We start from the raw sequence: 15,797 nt of genomic DNA, 5'->3' as shown, positions 1-15,797 counted from the left end.
GGCTTTCATGGCTTGCCTGCATGCGCAGGCATCTCTTCGGCAAGGGCCTGTAACCGGCTGCGAAGCACTTTTCCGGTGGGGCCGCGCGGCAGATCGGTCAGGCCAAGGGCTGACAGCGGGATCCAGACGCGCGGGCACTTGTAACGCGCAAGCCGCGCCGCCGCAAAGTCATTCGCGACATTCTCCTGCACATCGTCGCCTGCGTAAAAACACGCAATGATGCGGCTGCCGGGGCGGGGCCCGATCTCGCATACGGCAAGCTCACCGGCTCCGGGCAGGCCGGAAAGCGCCATCTCAATCTCGCGCGGGCTGACGCGGATGCCGCCGGGGTTCATCATCTCATCGGCGCGGCCCTGGTAGAACAGCGCGCCGGTCGCATTGGCCGAGACCAGATCGCCGGTGGTGAACCAGGGATCCGGAGGCGGCGCCTCGCCCTCATAGGACAGCATCAGGCCCGGATCGTCGGTTGCGACCGCCAGGTGGCCTGTCTCGCCCGGGGGGGCCGGATTGCCGCTGTCATCCAGCACCGCGATGCGGCGGCCGGGCTGGGGATAGCCGCAGCTGCCGGGCGGCGCCGGGCGGGCGGGGCTGCCGGAAAGGAAGGTCGAAATCTCGCTCATCCCGAGTGCCTCATGGATATCGGTGCCCGTTCTCTCAGTCCAGGCGGCGCGCAGATCCGGCGCCAGCGCCTCACCGGCGGAAAGCGCGTGGCGCAGGCGCGGCAGCCTGGGCAGGGCCCCGCGCAACAGCCGGCGAAAGATCACCGGCACCGAGGCGAAGATCGTCGCATCATGGCGTCTGAGCACCAGCGCCAGCTGTTCCGGCGCCACCGAAGGGGCGGCGATCAGCGCGGTGGCGCCGACCGTCCAGGGATCCATCAGCCCGGTCCCCATCGTGTAGGTCCAGTTGAAGGCACCCGAATGCAGCAGCCGGTCGCTGGCGCTGATCCCCTCCCAGCCGTGATGCATCGGAAGGCGACCGAGAATGGCACGATGGGCATGGCGCACGGCGAGCGGCGTGCCGGACGTGCCCGAGGTGAAGACGATATAGGCCTCGCGCCCCTGGTCCGCACGGTGCCAGGGCGCGGGGGGCAGGGTCTCGGGCGTCTCGGGAAGGGTCAGGCGGCGCAGGCTCTCGGGGCAGGCGATATCCCCGGATGCAATCACGGCCACCGGACCGACCTGCGCTGCCATGCGGGTGATCTCGGGCAGGGTCAGCAGCGGCGAGGTCGCGACAGGCACGATGCCGGCGGCCATCGCACCCAGATAGCACAGCGGATAATCCGGGCTGTTGCCCAGCCGGATCAGCAGCCTGTCACCGGGGGCCAGCCCCTGGTCCAGCAGCCAGCCCGCGATGCCCTGGACCGAGTCGATCAGGCGCGCATAGCTCCACCGTGTCGCGCCGGTCAGTGTCAGCACCGCCAGCGCCACCTTGTCGGGCGTGGCCGCCCCTTTCCTCAGCACATATTCGGCCAGGTTGAAGGCGGTCGGCTCAGTCGGGTTGTGATCGGGGATGTCCACGGAGATTTCCATCGGCGGAATGCGGCTCCCGGAGGGGTGGTGGCGGGCGAAACTGGCCTGGCGGGCATAATCCGCCGCATCCGGCGCCGCAAGCCCGCCGGTATTGTGCAGGCACAAAGCACCTGGCCGGCTGGCTGCCGGACACAGATGGGCGACAGGAGGCCTTGCGGCCAGGCGGGATTTTCAGCGCGAAAGCTTCTGGCGCGGGAAAGCGGGGCTCAGAAAAAGCCCTGCTCAGAACCAGCCCTGAACCGTGCGCGCGCCGCCCGAGACGTCATCGCCGACGCCCGCAATCGTGTTGCAGCCCGCAAGCGTCGCAAGAACCGCGCCGATCAGAAGGATCTTCTTCATGGTCATACTGCCTTTCTGCCTCGGGGCCGGACCATCTTTGCAGTCCTGATCCCTTTTATCCGCACCATTCTAGCGCGTTATTCGGCCTCATACCACCAGGTATCGGGCTGGAAGCCCATCCAGTCGCCGTAAAGTGGGGTTCTTGCCGGGTAGCGCAGCTCTTTACGATGCGCGATCCGGGCGCGGTCGGAATACCAGATCGGCATCACATAGCGCCCGGCGGTCAGCACCCGGTCCAGCGCGCGCACCGCCGCCTGAAAGCTCTGCGGATCTTCCGAGCGCAGCATGGCCGCGATCATTGCATCTGCGGCGGGCGCGTTCATCCCCATCCAGTTGCCGCTGCCCGGATTGCTGACGCCACCCGAAGCCCAATAGAGCAGCAGCTCATTGCCGGGCGACAGCGAGACGGAGCGGATATAATGCGTGACCTCGAAATTGTAATCGCGGGTGCGCTCGCGCATCTGGGCGGCGTCGATGACGGCGACCCGTGCCTCGATGCCCAGCTGTTTCAGGGCCTCGACCCAGATCGAGGAGATGGCGACCAGCTCGTCCTGGCCCACCGACAGCAGGATTTCAAAGCGGAAGGCGGTGCCGGCGGCATCGCGCAGCACCCCCTGATCATCGACGCGCCAGCCTGCCTCTTCCAATAGCTTCACCGAGCCGCGCAGCTTGCGGCGGTAATCACGCTCATCCGTGGCGAAGGGCAGCCGGTAGCCCTCCAGCGTGCCGGGGATCAGGCTGTCGGCAAAGGGCAAAAGCAGATCGCGCTCGGCACCTTCGGCCGGGGTGCCGGGGATCATGCCCAGAGGCGAGTTCGAGAAATAGCTCTCGATCCTTGGCTGCACGCCGCCATTGATCACCTGATTGACGAATTCGAAATGGAAGGCCTGGATCAGCGCCTCGCGCACCCGCCAGTCCTGGAAAAGCGGGTTGCGGGTGTTGAAGACAAAGCCCTCGATCCCGGAAGGGCGGTGATGCGGGATCTCTGAGAGCAGCACATCGCCCGAACGCACTGCCGGGAAATCATAGGCGGTGGCCCATTTCGACGGGTTGGTCTCGCGGAAGGTGGTGACGAACCCGGCCTTGAAGGCCTCGAATATCGCCTGGGGATTGGCGAAATATTCGTATCGGATCTCGTCGAAATTCCACTGTCCCCGGTTGAAGGGCAGATCCTTGCCCCACCAGTTTGGGTTGCGGCGGAAGATGACCGAGGTGCCACGCTCGACCTTTTCGACGAGATAGGGGCCCGAGCCGATCGGGGGATCGAAGGTGGTGGCGGTGAAGTCACGGTTGTCCCAGCTGGATTTCTTCAGGATCGGGCGCAGGCCCAGGATCAGCGGCAGTTCACGGTCTTCGGTGGTGAAGGTGAAGCGTATCTTGCGCGGGCCGGTCTGTTCGGCTTTGGCGATCTTTTTCCACGCGGTGTGGTAGCGTGGCGCGCCATCGGTGCCGAGCATCTCGAAGGACCAGAGCACATCCTCGGGCGTAACCGGCGATCCATCAGAGAATCGGGCCTCTTCACGCAGGGTAAATTCTGCGTAGGTCCGCGATTCGTCGGTCTCGACCGATTCGGCCAGCAGACCGTAAAGGCTGAAGGGTTCGTCGTAATTGCGCCCCATCAGCGTCTCGGTCACCAGCGGCGAGACACTCACGACCGGCTGCCCGGCGGTAATGAAGGGATTGAGGCTGTCAAAGGTGCCGGGAAGCGCGATGGTGATCGAGCCGCCCTTAGGCGCATCGGGATTGACCTGGGGCAGCGACACAAAATCCGGGGGGAGCGCAGGTTCGCCATACATAGCTATGCCATGCTGCGGTTCTGCAACTGCAGAGAGAGGGGGCAGCAAGGCCAGCAGCAGGGCGGCAAGAGCCAGAGGCCAGCGCCCCCGTTGCACATCCGGTCGCACAGGAGATTCGATCAGCATTCAGGAAACAATCCCCGGGCAGTCATGGAGTATTGGCGCGACCCTAAGCGCAGGGACGAGGGTTTTCAAACTTTTAGCTTGGCCATCGGCGCAGAGAGGACTATATAAGACTCACTGCTCGATAGGTTTCTTGCCTGTATGAAACCTGCCTCAACGACTTAACGCCGGCCTCGTGCCGGCGTTTTTTTTGGCCCGGATGCCGGGTGTGATGCAAGAGCAGGCAGCGCGCGAACACCAGAGATTTACCAATCCTCGCTGGAATTCCTGGCCTCAGGCGCTAGTGTCCCTTGCAGGTGCAGCATTGGAGATGCGGGTCATGGATCTGAGTGGAAAACGCGCGGTAATCACCGGGTCAAACTCGGGAATCGGTCTGGGCGTGGCGGTGGAACTGGCGAAAGCCGGGGCGGAAATCATCCTCAACAGCTTTACGGATCGCGCCGAGGATCACGATCTCGCGAAGAGCTTTACCGAAAAATACGGGGTGAAGGCGCGCTATATCCAGGCCGATCTGTCTTTGGGGACGCAGGCGCGGGCGCTGGTGGAACAGGCGGGCGGCTGCGATATCCTCGTCAACAATGCCGGCATCCAGCATGTGGCGCCGATTGACGAATTCCCGGTCGAGACCTGGGACCGGATTATCGCGATCAATATGAACTCGGCCTTTCACACCACGGCGGTGGCGCTGCCGGGGATGCGGGCAAAGGGCTGGGGCAGGGTGGTCAATATCGCCTCGGCGCATGGGCTGACGGCAAGCCCGTTCAAATCGGCCTATGTCACCGCGAAACATGGCGTTGTGGGGATGACAAAGACGGTGGGGCTGGAGACGGCGGGGCAGGGTATCACCTGCAATGCGGTCTGCCCGGGCTATGTGCTGACACCGCTGGTCGAAGCGCAGATCCCCGATCAGATGAAGGTTCACAATATGGATCGCGACACCGTGATCCGCGAGGTGATGCTGGAACGCCAGCCCTCGCGCCAGTTCGTGACCACGGAACAGATCGGCGGCACGGTTGTATGGCTCTGTTCGGATTACGCGGCGCAAGTGACCGGGACGACGATCTCGGTGGATGGCGGCTGGACTGCCCTGTGATCGGGGCGCAACCCGGATCCTTCAAAGGATCCGGACCGTTTCCTTGCAAGGAAACGGCGCTGACGCACCGACAGAAAGAATCGGGACTGGGATAAGGGAATACCGATGACGGCGATCAGCTTCGCATTGCAGGGGGGCGGCGCGCATGGCGCCTATACCTGGGGCGTTCTCGACCGGCTGCTGGAGGATCCGCAGCTTGATTTCACCGCGATCAGCGGCACCTCGGCCGGCGCGCTGAACGGGGCGGCACTCAAGGCGGGGCTGGTTGCCGGCGGGCGCGGTGCGGCGCGAAAACGCCTGCGCCGGCTTTGGGAGGATATCGCAGATATCGGCGATTTCCGCGTGCTGCTGCCATGGTTCCAGCCCTTCCTGCCGATGATGCGCATGATGCAGGATGCTGCCGAGGTGCTGATGCCGGTCAGCCCTCAGGGGCTCGCGGCCCAGATCTACAGCCCCTATGCCTGGGGTGCGGGCTGGCGCAACCCGCTTGAGCCGGTGATCCGCGATCTCGATTTCAGCCATGTCTGCGCCGCCGATGGCCCGGCACTTTTCATCGGTGCCACCAATGTGCGCACCGGCAAGGCCCGTGTCTTCCAGGGCGATGAGATCAGCCCCGACGCGCTGATGGCTTCGGCCTGTCTGCCCTCGGTCTTCCAGGCGGTGGAAATTGATGGCGAGGCCTATTGGGATGGCGGTTTCGCCGGCAATCCCTCGCTTTGGCCGCTTTATGACCGGACTCTGTCCGACGATATCCTGATCGTGCATGTCAACCCGCTCAGACGCGATGAAGTGCCGGAGACGCCGCTGGAAATCCAGAACCGGATCAATGAGATCAGCTTCAACGCGACATTGTTGTCTGAGTTGCGCTCGGTGGCTTTCGTCAAGCGGCTGATCGCAGAGGGCCGGGTGCAGAAGGGGCAGATGAAGGATATCCGCATCCATATGATCCTTGACGATTCGCTGATGAACGCGCTTTCCGCCAGTTCCAAACTACAGCCTTCGGGCGCGCTGATCGGGCGCCTGTTCGAGGCGGGCCGTGCCTCGGGCGATCAGTTTCTCAATGACTGCGCCACGCGGATAGGACAGGAATCCTCGGTGGATCTGGGCGCTCTGTTCGGCTGAGCGCCCGGCCCGGAGCCGTCAGGGCGTCTCTTTCGGCGTTGGATAGACCAGCCCGCCCGAGACGATCAGCTTGGCCGCATCATCGACCCCGGTTTCTTCAAGGATCACCAGATCGCGGGTCGGCACGAAGATCAGCATGCCGCTGGTAAAGGGCGTCAGCCCGACAAAGACCGCCGACATCTCGCCGCCAAGCTGGTCCAGTCGCTCGAGGATCTCGCCCTTGGGCCGGGTCGAGATGAAGCCGAGCGCCCAGGAGCCGGGGCGCGGGAATTCCACCAGACAGGCCTTGTCGAAACTGGTCTCCTTCTTGTTGAAGAAGGTCTCGGCCACCTGTTTGATCGCGCCATAGATCGAGCGCACCACCGGCATCCGGTCGACCATATTCTCGGCCTTGCGGATCAGCGAGCGACCGATCAGCCCTTTGGCGATCCAGCCGACAAGGATGGTGAAGACCAGAAAGACCAGCACACCGACGCCGCGCACCGGGAATTCATATTCGGGCCCCAGATAGCGCAACAGCACCGCATCGGGCTGCCAATAGGCCGGGATCAGCGGCAGGATCCAGCCGTCGATCCAGCCGATCACCGCCCAGACAAGATAGAGCGTCAGCCCGATGGGCAGAACAACCACAAGGCCGGTCAGGAAACTGGCCCTGAGGCTGGCAAAAAAGCCGCGTTTCGGGGGCGTAACGGGCAGGATCGGATCGGACATGCTAACTCCCTGATAGCGCTAATCTAGGGTTGCATATGCCCCCCGCGCAATGGGCGATCAGGGGGCGATCAGGGAAAAGCCGCTGCCTCAGCCTGCTTTTGCAGCCGCTGCCGCGATCCGTGCCGCGAGACGGGCATTGTTCAGCACCAGCTCGATATTTGCGACCAGCGAGCGGCCCCCGGTCAGCTCATAGATGCGGTCGAGGAGGAAGGGCGTCACCTCTTTGGCTGCGATACGGCCCGCCTCGACCTCGACCAGCGCCGCCTCGACATGGGGCATGATCTCGGCCAGCGGGATCTCATGCTCGGTCGGGATCGGGTTGACCACCAGCTGGCCGCCGGGAATGCCAAGCGCCGCCCGCATGGAAGCCGCCGCCGCGATCTGCGCCGGATCATCCATTCTGAGCGGCGCCTTCAGCCCGGAGTCCCGCGACCAGAAAGCGGGCAGCGCGTCCTGGCCATAGGCGATCACCGGCACACCGGCGGTTTCCAGATATTCCCAGGTCTTGGGCAGGTCGAGAATCGCTTTCGCACCTGCCGCCACCACCGTCACCGGCGTCTGCGCCAGCTCCTGCAGATCGGCCGAGATGTCGAACGAGGTCTCCGCCCCGCGATGGACACCGCCAATCCCGCCGGTCGCGAAAGTGGTGATGCCGGCAAGGCGGGCGCAGATCATCGTCGCGGCCACCGTGGTCGCGCCATTGCCGCCCCGGACCACACAGGCCGCCAGATCGGCGCGCGACAGTTTGGCGACATCGGTGGCCTGGCCAAGCGCGTTCAGCTCTGCCTCGGTCAGGCCGATATGGATGCGACCCTGCAGCACCGCCATGGTTGCCGGCACCGCTCCGCTGGCGCGCAGCTCTGCCTCAACCCTGAGCGCAGTTTCCACATTTTCGGGCCAGGGCATCCCGTGGGTGATGATGGTCGATTCCAGCGCCACAAGCGGCAGGCCGTTCTTGCGGGCCTCAAGCACCTCGGGTGAGAAGGTCAGCGGGATCTGGGTCATCAGGATATATCTCCGGAAACATAGGTGGCGGCGGCCTCAAGCGCCGCCTGCAGCGCCGCTTCGCGGGCCAGCCCGCGCTGTTCAGCCGCGATATGGGCGGCCATGAAAGTGTCGCCCGCGCCGGTGACGCGGGTGACCAGAACCCGGGGCGGGCAGCCGATGACGGTGGGCCGGCCGCCTGTGGCCTCGGCAGCGGGGTGGCCGCCATCGGTCACCAGAACCCGGACAGCACCGCGCGCGATCAGCGCATCGGCGGCGGCGGCAGCGCTGTCACAGGGCTGGCCGGCCAGCAGCCCGGCCTCTTCGAGATTGAGATAGAGCGTCGCCCCGGGATGTGAAAGCAGGGGCCTGAGCCGCCCCGCCTTGCCCGGGCTGGCCGGCGCGATCCTGAGATCGGCCTTGCTGAAGAGGGGCGAGGCGGCGATTTCGGCCAGTAGCGCCTCGGTCAGATTGCCATCGAGGGCGATCAGCCCGCACCAGGGGGCGGCGAGACCGCCCAGCCGTCCATCCTCCAGGGGTGTAAGGATCCGCGCGCCCGCCAGTTCCAGCGAATGCGCATCGGCGATGGCGGCGATCAGCCCATTGGCGCCCTCGACCGCGAGATAACGGTCGGTCGGCAGGTCATGCGACCGCAGCGCCCAGGTGGTGCCCACGCCCAGCGAAGCACAGGCGCGGATCAGCTCCTCCCCCTCGGGATCCTGACCGATCAGGGTCAGCACCTCGGGCCGCAGCCCGAACCGCGCGAGGCCCATCGCGATATTCAGGGCCACACCGCCAGGCAGCCGGGTGATGCGGCCGGGCACATCCGATCCCTGCCGCATTACGGCAGGGCTACGACCGATAATGTCCCAAAGGACCGAGCCGATGCAGAGAATCCGGGGCGCGTCTGTCATGGCATGCTTGTGGCGCAGATCGGGCCCGCTTGCCAGCCCGCCCCGTACCGGATCCTGGGCGGGCCGGTGCATTGGCGACAAAATGCGCAGCTGCCGCATTGTGTCAGGATGTTCATTCTTCGTTCACGATTTGCGGTTGGCGGCGGCGGTTTTTTGCCCTATCTCTCCTGGAGTTGATCCCCTGAGCGCTCAGATAGCGGTGTGATGATGGCCGAGCAGAAGTTCATCGAAGTGCGCGGCGCGCGCGAGCACAATCTTAAAAACGTCGATCTGGATATCCCGCGCGATCAGTTCGTGGTGATCACCGGGCTGTCGGGCTCGGGCAAATCCTCGCTGGCCTTTGACACGATCTATGCCGAAGGGCAGCGCCGCTATGTCGAAAGCCTTTCGGCCTATGCGCGCCAGTTCCTTGATATGGCGGGCAAACCCGATGTCGACCATATCTCGGGCCTGAGCCCCGCGATTTCGATTGAACAGAAGACCACCTCGAAGAACCCGCGTTCGACCGTGGGGACCGTGACTGAAATCTACGACTACCTCCGTCTGTTGTTTGCCCGCGTGGGCGTGCCTTATTCGCCGGCGACCGGGCTGCCGATCACCGCAATGCAGGTGCAGGATATGGTCGATGCGGTGATGGCGATGCCGGAAGGCAGCCGCGCCTACCTTCTGGCGCCCATCGTGCGCGACCGTAAGGGCGAATATAAGAAGGAATTCCTGGAGCTTCGTAAACAAGGCTTCCAGCGCGTCAAGGTGAACGGCGAATTCCATGAGCTGGAGGAGCCGCCGGTCCTCGACAAGAAATTCCGCCACAATATCGACGTCGTTGTCGATCGCATCGTGGTGCGCGAGGGGCTGGAGGTGCGGCTTGCCGACAGTTTCCGCACCGCGCTGAACCTCGCCGACGGGATCGCGGTGATCGAGATGGCCGATGAGGGGGCCGAGCGGAAGACCTATTCCGAGAAATTCGCCTGTCCGGTCTCGGGCTTTACCATTGCCGAAATCGAGCCGCGACTCTTTTCCTTCAATGCGCCTTTCGGCGCCTGTCCGTCCTGTGACGGGCTGGGGGCAGAGCTGTTCTTTGACGAACGCCTCGTGGTGCCGGATCAGGGGCTTTCGATTCCGCAGGGCGCCATCGCCCCCTGGGCCAAGTCCAAATCGGCCTATTTCACCCAGACGGTCGATTGCCTGGCAAAGCATTACAGTTTCGACAAAAAGACCAAATGGCGCGACCTGCCGGAACAGATCCGCCAGCTTTTCCTTTACGGATCAAAGGGTGAGGAGATTGACTTCACCTATGATGAGAACGGTCGCGTCTATAAGGTGCGCCGTCTTTTCGAGGGTATCATCCCCAATATGGAACGCCGTTATCGCGAGACCGACAGCAACTGGTCGCGTGAGGAAATGGAGCGTTATCAGAACAATCGCCCCTGTTCTTCCTGCAGTGGCTACCGGCTGAAACCCGAAGCGCTGGCGGTTAAAATCGCCGGGCTGCATATCGGCCAGGTGGTGCAGAAGTCGATCCAGGAGGCGCATGACTGGATATCGTCGGTCCATGAAACCCTGACCGGCCAGCAGAATGAAATAGCGAAGGCGATTCTTAAGGAAATCCGCGAACGCCTTGGATTCCTTGTGAATGTCGGACTGAACTACCTGACCATGGCGCGAAACGCCGGCACGCTTTCTGGCGGCGAAAGTCAACGGATCCGGCTGGCGAGCCAGATCGGTTCGGGCCTGACGGGGGTGCTTTATGTGCTTGACGAGCCCTCGATCGGCTTGCACCAACGAGACAATGACCGGCTCCTGTCAACGCTGAAAGGGCTGCGTGATCAGGGCAATACCGTGTTGGTGGTCGAGCATGACGAGGATGCGATCCGCGAGGCGGATTACGTCTTCGATATCGGCCCGGGCGCCGGTGTGCATGGCGGCCAGATCATCGCGCGCGGCACGCCGGCCGAGATCGCGGCCAATCCCGACAGCACAACGGGCCAGTATCTCTCGGGCCTGCGCGAGATTGCGGTGCCAAAGGAACGCCGCAAGGGGAACGGAAAAAAGCTCACCGTTGTAAAGGCTTCGGGCAATAACCTCAAAGATGTAACGGCTGATTTTCCTTTGGGGGAATTCGTCTGTGTCTCTGGTGTGTCGGGCGGTGGTAAGTCGACCCTGACCATCGAGACGCTGTTCAAGACCGCCGCGATCAGACTGAACGGCGCGCATGAGACGCCCGCGCCCTGCGAGACGATCAGGGGGTTTGAGCATCTCGACAAGGTGATCGACATTGATCAACGGCCCATCGGGCGGACTCCGCGTTCGAATCCAGCGACTTATACTGGTGCTTTCACCCATATTCGCGACTGGTTCTCGGGCCTGCCCGAGGCGAAGGCGCGCGGCTACGGGCCGGGGCGGTTCTCGTTCAACGTCAAAGGCGGCCGCTGTGAGGCCTGTCAGGGCGACGGCGTTATCAAGATCGAGATGCATTTCCTGCCCGATGTCTATGTCACCTGCGAGACCTGTAAAGGGCAGCGCTACAATCGTGAGACTCTGGAAATCAGGTTCAAGAACAAAAGCATCGCCGATGTTCTTGATATGACCTGCGAGGATGCACGCGACTTCTTCCAGGCGGTGCCTTCGATCCGTGAGAAGATGGATGCGCTTTGCGAGGTGGGGCTTGGCTATATCAAGGTCGGCCAGCAGGCGACCACGCTGTCCGGCGGCGAGGCGCAGCGCGTCAAACTCTCGAAAGAGCTCAGCCGCCGCGCGACCGGGCGGACACTTTACATCCTGGATGAGCCGACCACCGGTCTGCATTTCGAGGATGTGAGGAAACTGCTGGAAGTCCTTCATTCCCTTGTTGAACAGGGGAATACGGTGGTGGTGATCGAGCACAATCTGGATGTGATCAAGACCGCCGACTGGATCATTGACATCGGCCCCGAGGGGGGCGATGGCGGTGGCCAGATCGTGGCCAGCGGCACGCCGGAAGAGGTAGCCAAGGTCGCGGCCAGCCATACCGGCCGCTATCTCGGCCCGATGCTCCGGCCAAAGCGGGTGGCTGCGGAATAGGATCTGCACAGATCCTGCACATCTGCCGCGCCGTTTCTGCACGCGCAGCCTGTCATGCTGATCCGGCCTATGGATCAGAGGACAGGAACGGATGCAGAAGGGTTTCGAATTGCGCGGCGTGCCGCATGGGCTGGAACGCGACGGCTGGTGGCTGAGTGCGCCGGATGAGGCGGCGGGCGCGGCCCCGCCGCCGCAGGTAAGGCGTATCGCAACGGGCGGTATCTCTGGTGGAGCATTGGGTCTTATCTCTTTGCTTATACTGGGGGATTTCCTGTTCTGGGGGCAGTCTACCGGGCTTTCTCTGGCGCTTTTCGTGCTGGCGCTGGTGTTGGTTGCCGGTCATGGTCGGGCCTGGCCGCAGCGGATGAAGGCGCTGGCGGTCTCAGCAGTTGGCGCCGCGCCGGTGGTGGATTATATCCAGCCGCTGTCCGTCAGTTTCCTCATCGCCGGGTTGATCCTCGCTCTGGCGCTGCTTGCCGGGCCAGGAGGACGCCCGCTGCCGCTCAGGGTGGCTGATTTCCTGCTGGAATTGCCGGAGCGCTGGCTGCTGGTGCCGCGTCTTTTGCATCTTCTGGCGCCTGGGCGCGGCGGGTTGCAGCTGACGCGAAACACTGCCGGCCATTTCAGCCAGCCCGCCAGCCGCAACTCCCTGTTGCGAGACTGGGCGGTGCCGGTCGGCGGTTCGCTGATCTTCCTGTCGCTGATCCTTGGCGCCAATCCTGCGCTGTTGCAAATCGGCAGTGAAATGTTCAATCCGATCAAATTGTTGCAGCGCGTTCTTTTCTGGATCGGCCTTGCGCTTTTGATCCTTCCCTTCCTGATGCGGGACGCGGCGGCTGTGGCCCCCGACCTCTCTTCTGATGGCTTGCGCTTTCGCCTGCCGGGTCTCAACCCGCGTTCGGTGCTCAGGGCGCTGATCCTCTTCAACCTGCTGATCGGGGTGCAGATGATCAGCGATATCGCGATCCTGATTGGCGGGGCCGAGCTGCCCCGCGGCGTCACCGCCTCAGACTATGCCCGCAGGGGCGCCTGGCCGCTGCTTGCGACCGCGATGCTGGCCGGTGCCTTCACGCTCGCCGCGCGCCCCTTCACGTATGAGCACCGGCTGATCCGACCGCTGCTGCTCGTGTGGCTTTTGCAAAATATCCTGCTGACCGGCGCGGCGGCCTTGCGGCTTGACCTTTACATCGACCGTTTCGGGCTGACCTTCCTGCGGCTTTATGCACTGATCTGGATAGGGCTGGTGGCTTTCGGGCTGGGGTTGATGGCCTGGCAGAGCCTTACCGCGCGCAGCAATTCCTGGTTGATCAGCCGTCTGTTGATAGCTGCTGTTTCAGTGCTTTACATCGCGTCCTTCGTAAATTTCTCTGCCCTTGTTGCCGAGCGGAATCTCGCCCGGGCCCAACCCGATTACCGCTATATCTGCGAGCTGGGGCCGATGGCTGCGAGCGCGCTGCGCACATCGTCTGAATGGATATATCAATCCGGATACCGGCACCAGAATTGCGCCGCCGCCAGCCGACCGGTAATCCATGGCTGGCGGGATTGGGGCTTTCGCAGCGCGAGGGTGCTTCGTAATCTCGACGCCGCCAAAGCCGCACAACTGAGGGGAGACCAGGCCGGATGAAGATCCTGATCGTCGATGACGATCCGCGTCTGCGTGATCTCGTGCGCCTTGCTATGGAGCGGGCCGGCTTTGCGGTGATCACCGCCGCCGATGGCCGGTCCTGCCTGACCCATCTTGCCCGCGAAATGCCGGATCTGATCGTGCTGGATATCGGCCTGCCCGAGATGGACGGGTTTGAGACCTGCCGCCGGATCCGCCAGCGCTCGGAAGTGCCGGTGCTGTTCCTGACCGCCCGCGATGACGAGATCGACCGGATCGTCGGGCTGGAGCTGGGCGCCGATGACTATGTGACCAAACCCTTCAGCCCGCGCGAGCTGGTGGCGCGGGTGCGGGCGATCCTGAAGCGCAGCAGCGCGCCGGTCCAGCCCGTGCTGCGCCACGGGGCGCTTTCGCTCGACCCGGCGGCGCGGCTGGTGCGGGTGGGCGAGCAGGGTCTCGCGCTGACCGCGACCGAGTTCCGCCTGCTGGCCGAGCTGATGCGGGTGGCGGGGGCGCTGGTGCCGCGTCAGGCTTTGATCCAGGCGGTCTGGAGCCGGCGCGACGCCGTCTCTGACCGCACGCTCGACAGCCATCTGCGCAATCTGCGGCAGAAACTGGCGCTGGCGGGGCTGCCCTCGGTGATCGGCACGCTGCATGGCCAGGGCTTCCGGCTGGAGGCCGCATGACCCGGCGCTGGCGGCCCTCGCTTGCGCTGGTGCTGGGCGGTGCGTTGGCGGCGACGCTGGCGCTCTCGCTCGTGGGGATGATCGCTTTGCGCTATCTGGGGCCGGTGACCGGCTTTCGCCATGCAGCAATCGGGATTGCTCTGATCATCGCCCTGGCGACGGGCGGGCTTGGCTGGCTGTTGCTGCGGCTCCTGTTGCAGCCGATCCGCGCGCTGGAGAGTTTTGCCGCCGGGGTGGAAGCGGGCGAGGATATCGCGCCGCCCGCCCATTTCGGCACGCGCGAGCTGCATTCCACGGCGCGCCGGGTGATCGCCATGGCCGGCGTGCTGCGCGACCGCGAGGCCACGGTGCGCGCCTATACCGACCACGTCACCCATGAGCTGAAGACGCCGGTCGCCGCCATCCGCGCCGGGGTGGAGCTGATCGAGGATGGCGGCACACTTGCGGCTGGCGATCTTGAGCTGCTGGCGCGGATCGGCAGTGCCGGGCGCCAGATCGAGGCGCAGCTGGCGGCGCTTCGCGACATGGCGCGGGCGCGCGAGACCCGCTATATCGGCGAGAGCACGCTTGCGATGGTGCTGCCCGGTCTCGGGGCGGACTGGCCGGCGCTCACGCTGGAGGCCGAAGGCGAATCGGTTCGCATCGCCATCGCGCCCGAGGGGCTTCGGCTTTTGCTGGGCCATCTCGTTCGGAATTCGTCAGAGGAGGGCGCGGACCGGGTTCAGATCCGGGCCGCCGTTTCCGGCGAGGTCTGCCATCTGCATGTCAGCGATAACGGGCGCGGCATCTCGCCAGGCAATGCGGCGCGGGTCTTCGAGCCGTTTTTCACCACGCGCCGCGAGACCGGCGGCACCGGCATGGGCCTCGCCGTGCTGCGCGCCATCCTGTCATCGCATGGCGGCAGCATTGCTTTGACAGATGGGAAGACGGGGTCGGGGAAGGCGGGCGGCGCCGCCTTCCGTTTGATCCTGCCGCTTGCTGCGGGCTGAGGCGGAGGCCTCGCCCAGATGCTGCTCAGTCAGAAGCTGCTCAGCCAGATGCTGCTCAAACTGGCGCCATCTCGCGGCCGCGCAACCGCACCATATCCCAGATATTGCCGGTGATCGGCGGGCAATTCGGGTTCTTGCGGATCGCGACCAGCGGCTTGAGGATCTTCATCTCGGTCATCAGCGCGGTCGACCCCATCAGCGCGGTCAGCTCGAACAGCAGCTGGCTGAACGAGGTGTGTTTGTGCCAGGCGTGATCGGGCGACTGGTAATTCGGGTGATGCGCCCAGGCCCAGTCTTCCAGGATGTAAAGCCCGCCCGGCCGCAGCTTCGGGAACAGGATCTCGAAGGATTTCTTCGTATGTTCATACATATGCGAGGCGTCATCGACGACCATATCCAGCCGACCGCCGAATTCCTCGTCGACGATGCGGTTCAGCGCCGCCTCATCCGATTGTGAGGTGCCGAAATGCACCGACCGCCCCGGCGTGCGTTTGACATAGTCAACCAGCGGCTCGACCGGCTTCGCCGCCAGCTCCACCGCCGACATTTTCTCGGGGTTCAGCAGCTTGTCGAGAAAGACATAGCCGCCGCCCTGGAACACGCCCAGCTCCAGCAGCGTCTTCGGCTTTTCGCCGGCGGCGATGCTGGCATAGATGTCGAGATAGGGTTTGCTCTTGAGCAAAACGAAGCCGGTGGCATCGGAAACCGGACGCGGGAGGACGGAGGAGGATTCGACTCTCAGACGCTCTCCGCCGAGTTCAAAAATTCCATTTTCGGCGATGGTTTGGGCAAACACCAGCAAAGCTCCTGCAAGAATTGGGTCGTCACTGCGCGGGAGTCTG

13 protein-coding genes are annotated in these 15,797 nt (G+C 64.0%); 6 read left to right on the top strand and 7 right to left on the bottom strand.

Annotation, left to right across the window (positions count from 1 at the left end; all coding sequences use genetic code 11):
- Positions 1-5 precede the first annotated feature (5 nt).
- The 3 genes from DRF71_RS05990 to DRF71_RS05980 form a co-directional block, all read right to left on the bottom strand.
- On the bottom strand, positions 6-1,637 hold the full coding sequence (locus DRF71_RS05990) for a class I adenylate-forming enzyme family protein (protein ID WP_332872043.1): 1,632 nt from the start codon (positions 1,635-1,637) through the stop codon (positions 6-8).
- 117 nt (positions 1,638-1,754) lie between these two features.
- Positions 1,755-1,871 (bottom strand): entericidin EcnA/B family protein, encoded by a 117-nt coding sequence (locus tag DRF71_RS05985; protein ID WP_112309561.1) that lies wholly within the window; start codon positions 1,869-1,871, stop codon positions 1,755-1,757.
- A gap of 77 nt (positions 1,872-1,948) precedes the next feature.
- Positions 1,949-3,793 (bottom strand): extracellular solute-binding protein, encoded by a 1,845-nt coding sequence (locus DRF71_RS05980; protein ID WP_408634520.1) that lies wholly within the window; start codon positions 3,791-3,793, stop codon positions 1,949-1,951.
- Between the two features lie 316 nt (positions 3,794-4,109).
- Between DRF71_RS05980 and DRF71_RS05970 the strand changes: the two genes are divergently transcribed.
- The gene (locus DRF71_RS05970) at positions 4,110-4,883 is read left to right on the top strand and encodes a 3-hydroxybutyrate dehydrogenase (protein ID WP_112309558.1); all 774 of its coding nucleotides are present in this window, start codon (positions 4,110-4,112) and stop codon (positions 4,881-4,883) included.
- A 105-nt stretch (positions 4,884-4,988) separates the two neighbouring features.
- Entirely contained in the window at positions 4,989-6,005 is a 1,017-nt protein-coding gene (locus DRF71_RS05965; RefSeq protein ID WP_112309557.1) for a patatin-like phospholipase family protein, read from the top strand.
- Between the two features lie 18 nt (positions 6,006-6,023).
- Here DRF71_RS05965 and DRF71_RS05960 read toward each other — a convergent pair whose 3' ends face one another.
- From DRF71_RS05960 to DRF71_RS05950, 3 genes are all read right to left on the bottom strand, one after another.
- Positions 6,024-6,716: a DUF502 domain-containing protein gene (locus DRF71_RS05960; RefSeq protein ID WP_112309556.1), complete on the bottom strand. Its 693-nt coding sequence runs from the start codon at positions 6,714-6,716 to the stop codon at positions 6,024-6,026.
- Between the two features lie 87 nt (positions 6,717-6,803).
- Complete coding sequence (locus DRF71_RS05955) at positions 6,804-7,721, bottom strand: pseudouridine-5'-phosphate glycosidase (RefSeq protein ID WP_112309555.1); 918 nt, start codon at positions 7,719-7,721, stop codon at positions 6,804-6,806.
- The gene (locus DRF71_RS05950) at positions 7,721-8,614 is read right to left on the bottom strand and encodes a PfkB family carbohydrate kinase (RefSeq protein WP_112310023.1); all 894 of its coding nucleotides are present in this window, start codon (positions 8,612-8,614) and stop codon (positions 7,721-7,723) included. Before DRF71_RS05950 ends, DRF71_RS05955 begins: the two co-directional genes overlap by 1 nt.
- 207 nt (positions 8,615-8,821) lie before the next feature.
- Between DRF71_RS05950 and uvrA the strand changes: the two genes are divergently transcribed.
- The 4 genes from uvrA to DRF71_RS05930 all read left to right on the top strand — a co-directional run bounded on the left by uvrA (position 8,822) and on the right by DRF71_RS05930 (position 14,955).
- Positions 8,822-11,674 carry an excinuclease ABC subunit UvrA gene (uvrA, locus tag DRF71_RS05945; RefSeq protein ID WP_112310022.1) on the top strand — a complete coding sequence of 951 codons (2,853 nt, stop codon included), beginning with the start codon at positions 8,822-8,824 and terminating at the stop codon, positions 11,672-11,674.
- A 91-nt stretch (positions 11,675-11,765) separates the two neighbouring features.
- Entirely contained in the window at positions 11,766-13,301 is a 1,536-nt protein-coding gene (locus DRF71_RS05940) for a DUF4153 domain-containing protein (RefSeq protein ID WP_112309554.1), read from the top strand.
- Positions 13,298-13,966, top strand: coding sequence for a response regulator transcription factor (locus DRF71_RS05935; RefSeq protein WP_112309553.1), 669 nt, complete (start codon positions 13,298-13,300; stop codon positions 13,964-13,966). Before DRF71_RS05940 ends, DRF71_RS05935 begins: the two co-directional genes overlap by 4 nt.
- Positions 13,963-14,955 carry a sensor histidine kinase gene (locus DRF71_RS05930; RefSeq protein ID WP_112309552.1) on the top strand — a complete coding sequence of 331 codons (993 nt, stop codon included), beginning with the start codon at positions 13,963-13,965 and terminating at the stop codon, positions 14,953-14,955. Before DRF71_RS05935 ends, DRF71_RS05930 begins: the two co-directional genes overlap by 4 nt.
- A gap of 55 nt (positions 14,956-15,010) precedes the next feature.
- On the opposite strand, the gene DRF71_RS05925 is transcribed toward DRF71_RS05930, so the two are convergent.
- Positions 15,011-15,751 carry a class I SAM-dependent methyltransferase gene (locus DRF71_RS05925; protein ID WP_157970940.1) on the bottom strand — a complete coding sequence of 247 codons (741 nt, stop codon included), beginning with the start codon at positions 15,749-15,751 and terminating at the stop codon, positions 15,011-15,013.
- Between the last annotated feature and the right edge of the window lie 46 nt (positions 15,752-15,797).

It is taken from the genome of Pseudogemmobacter bohemicus (assembly GCF_003290025.1).
In the GTDB taxonomy this organism is placed as follows: domain Bacteria; phylum Pseudomonadota; class Alphaproteobacteria; order Rhodobacterales; family Rhodobacteraceae; genus Pseudogemmobacter; species Pseudogemmobacter bohemicus.
The sequence above is the reverse complement of the archived record's forward strand: the minus strand, read 5'-3'. Positions and strand labels throughout refer to the sequence as shown.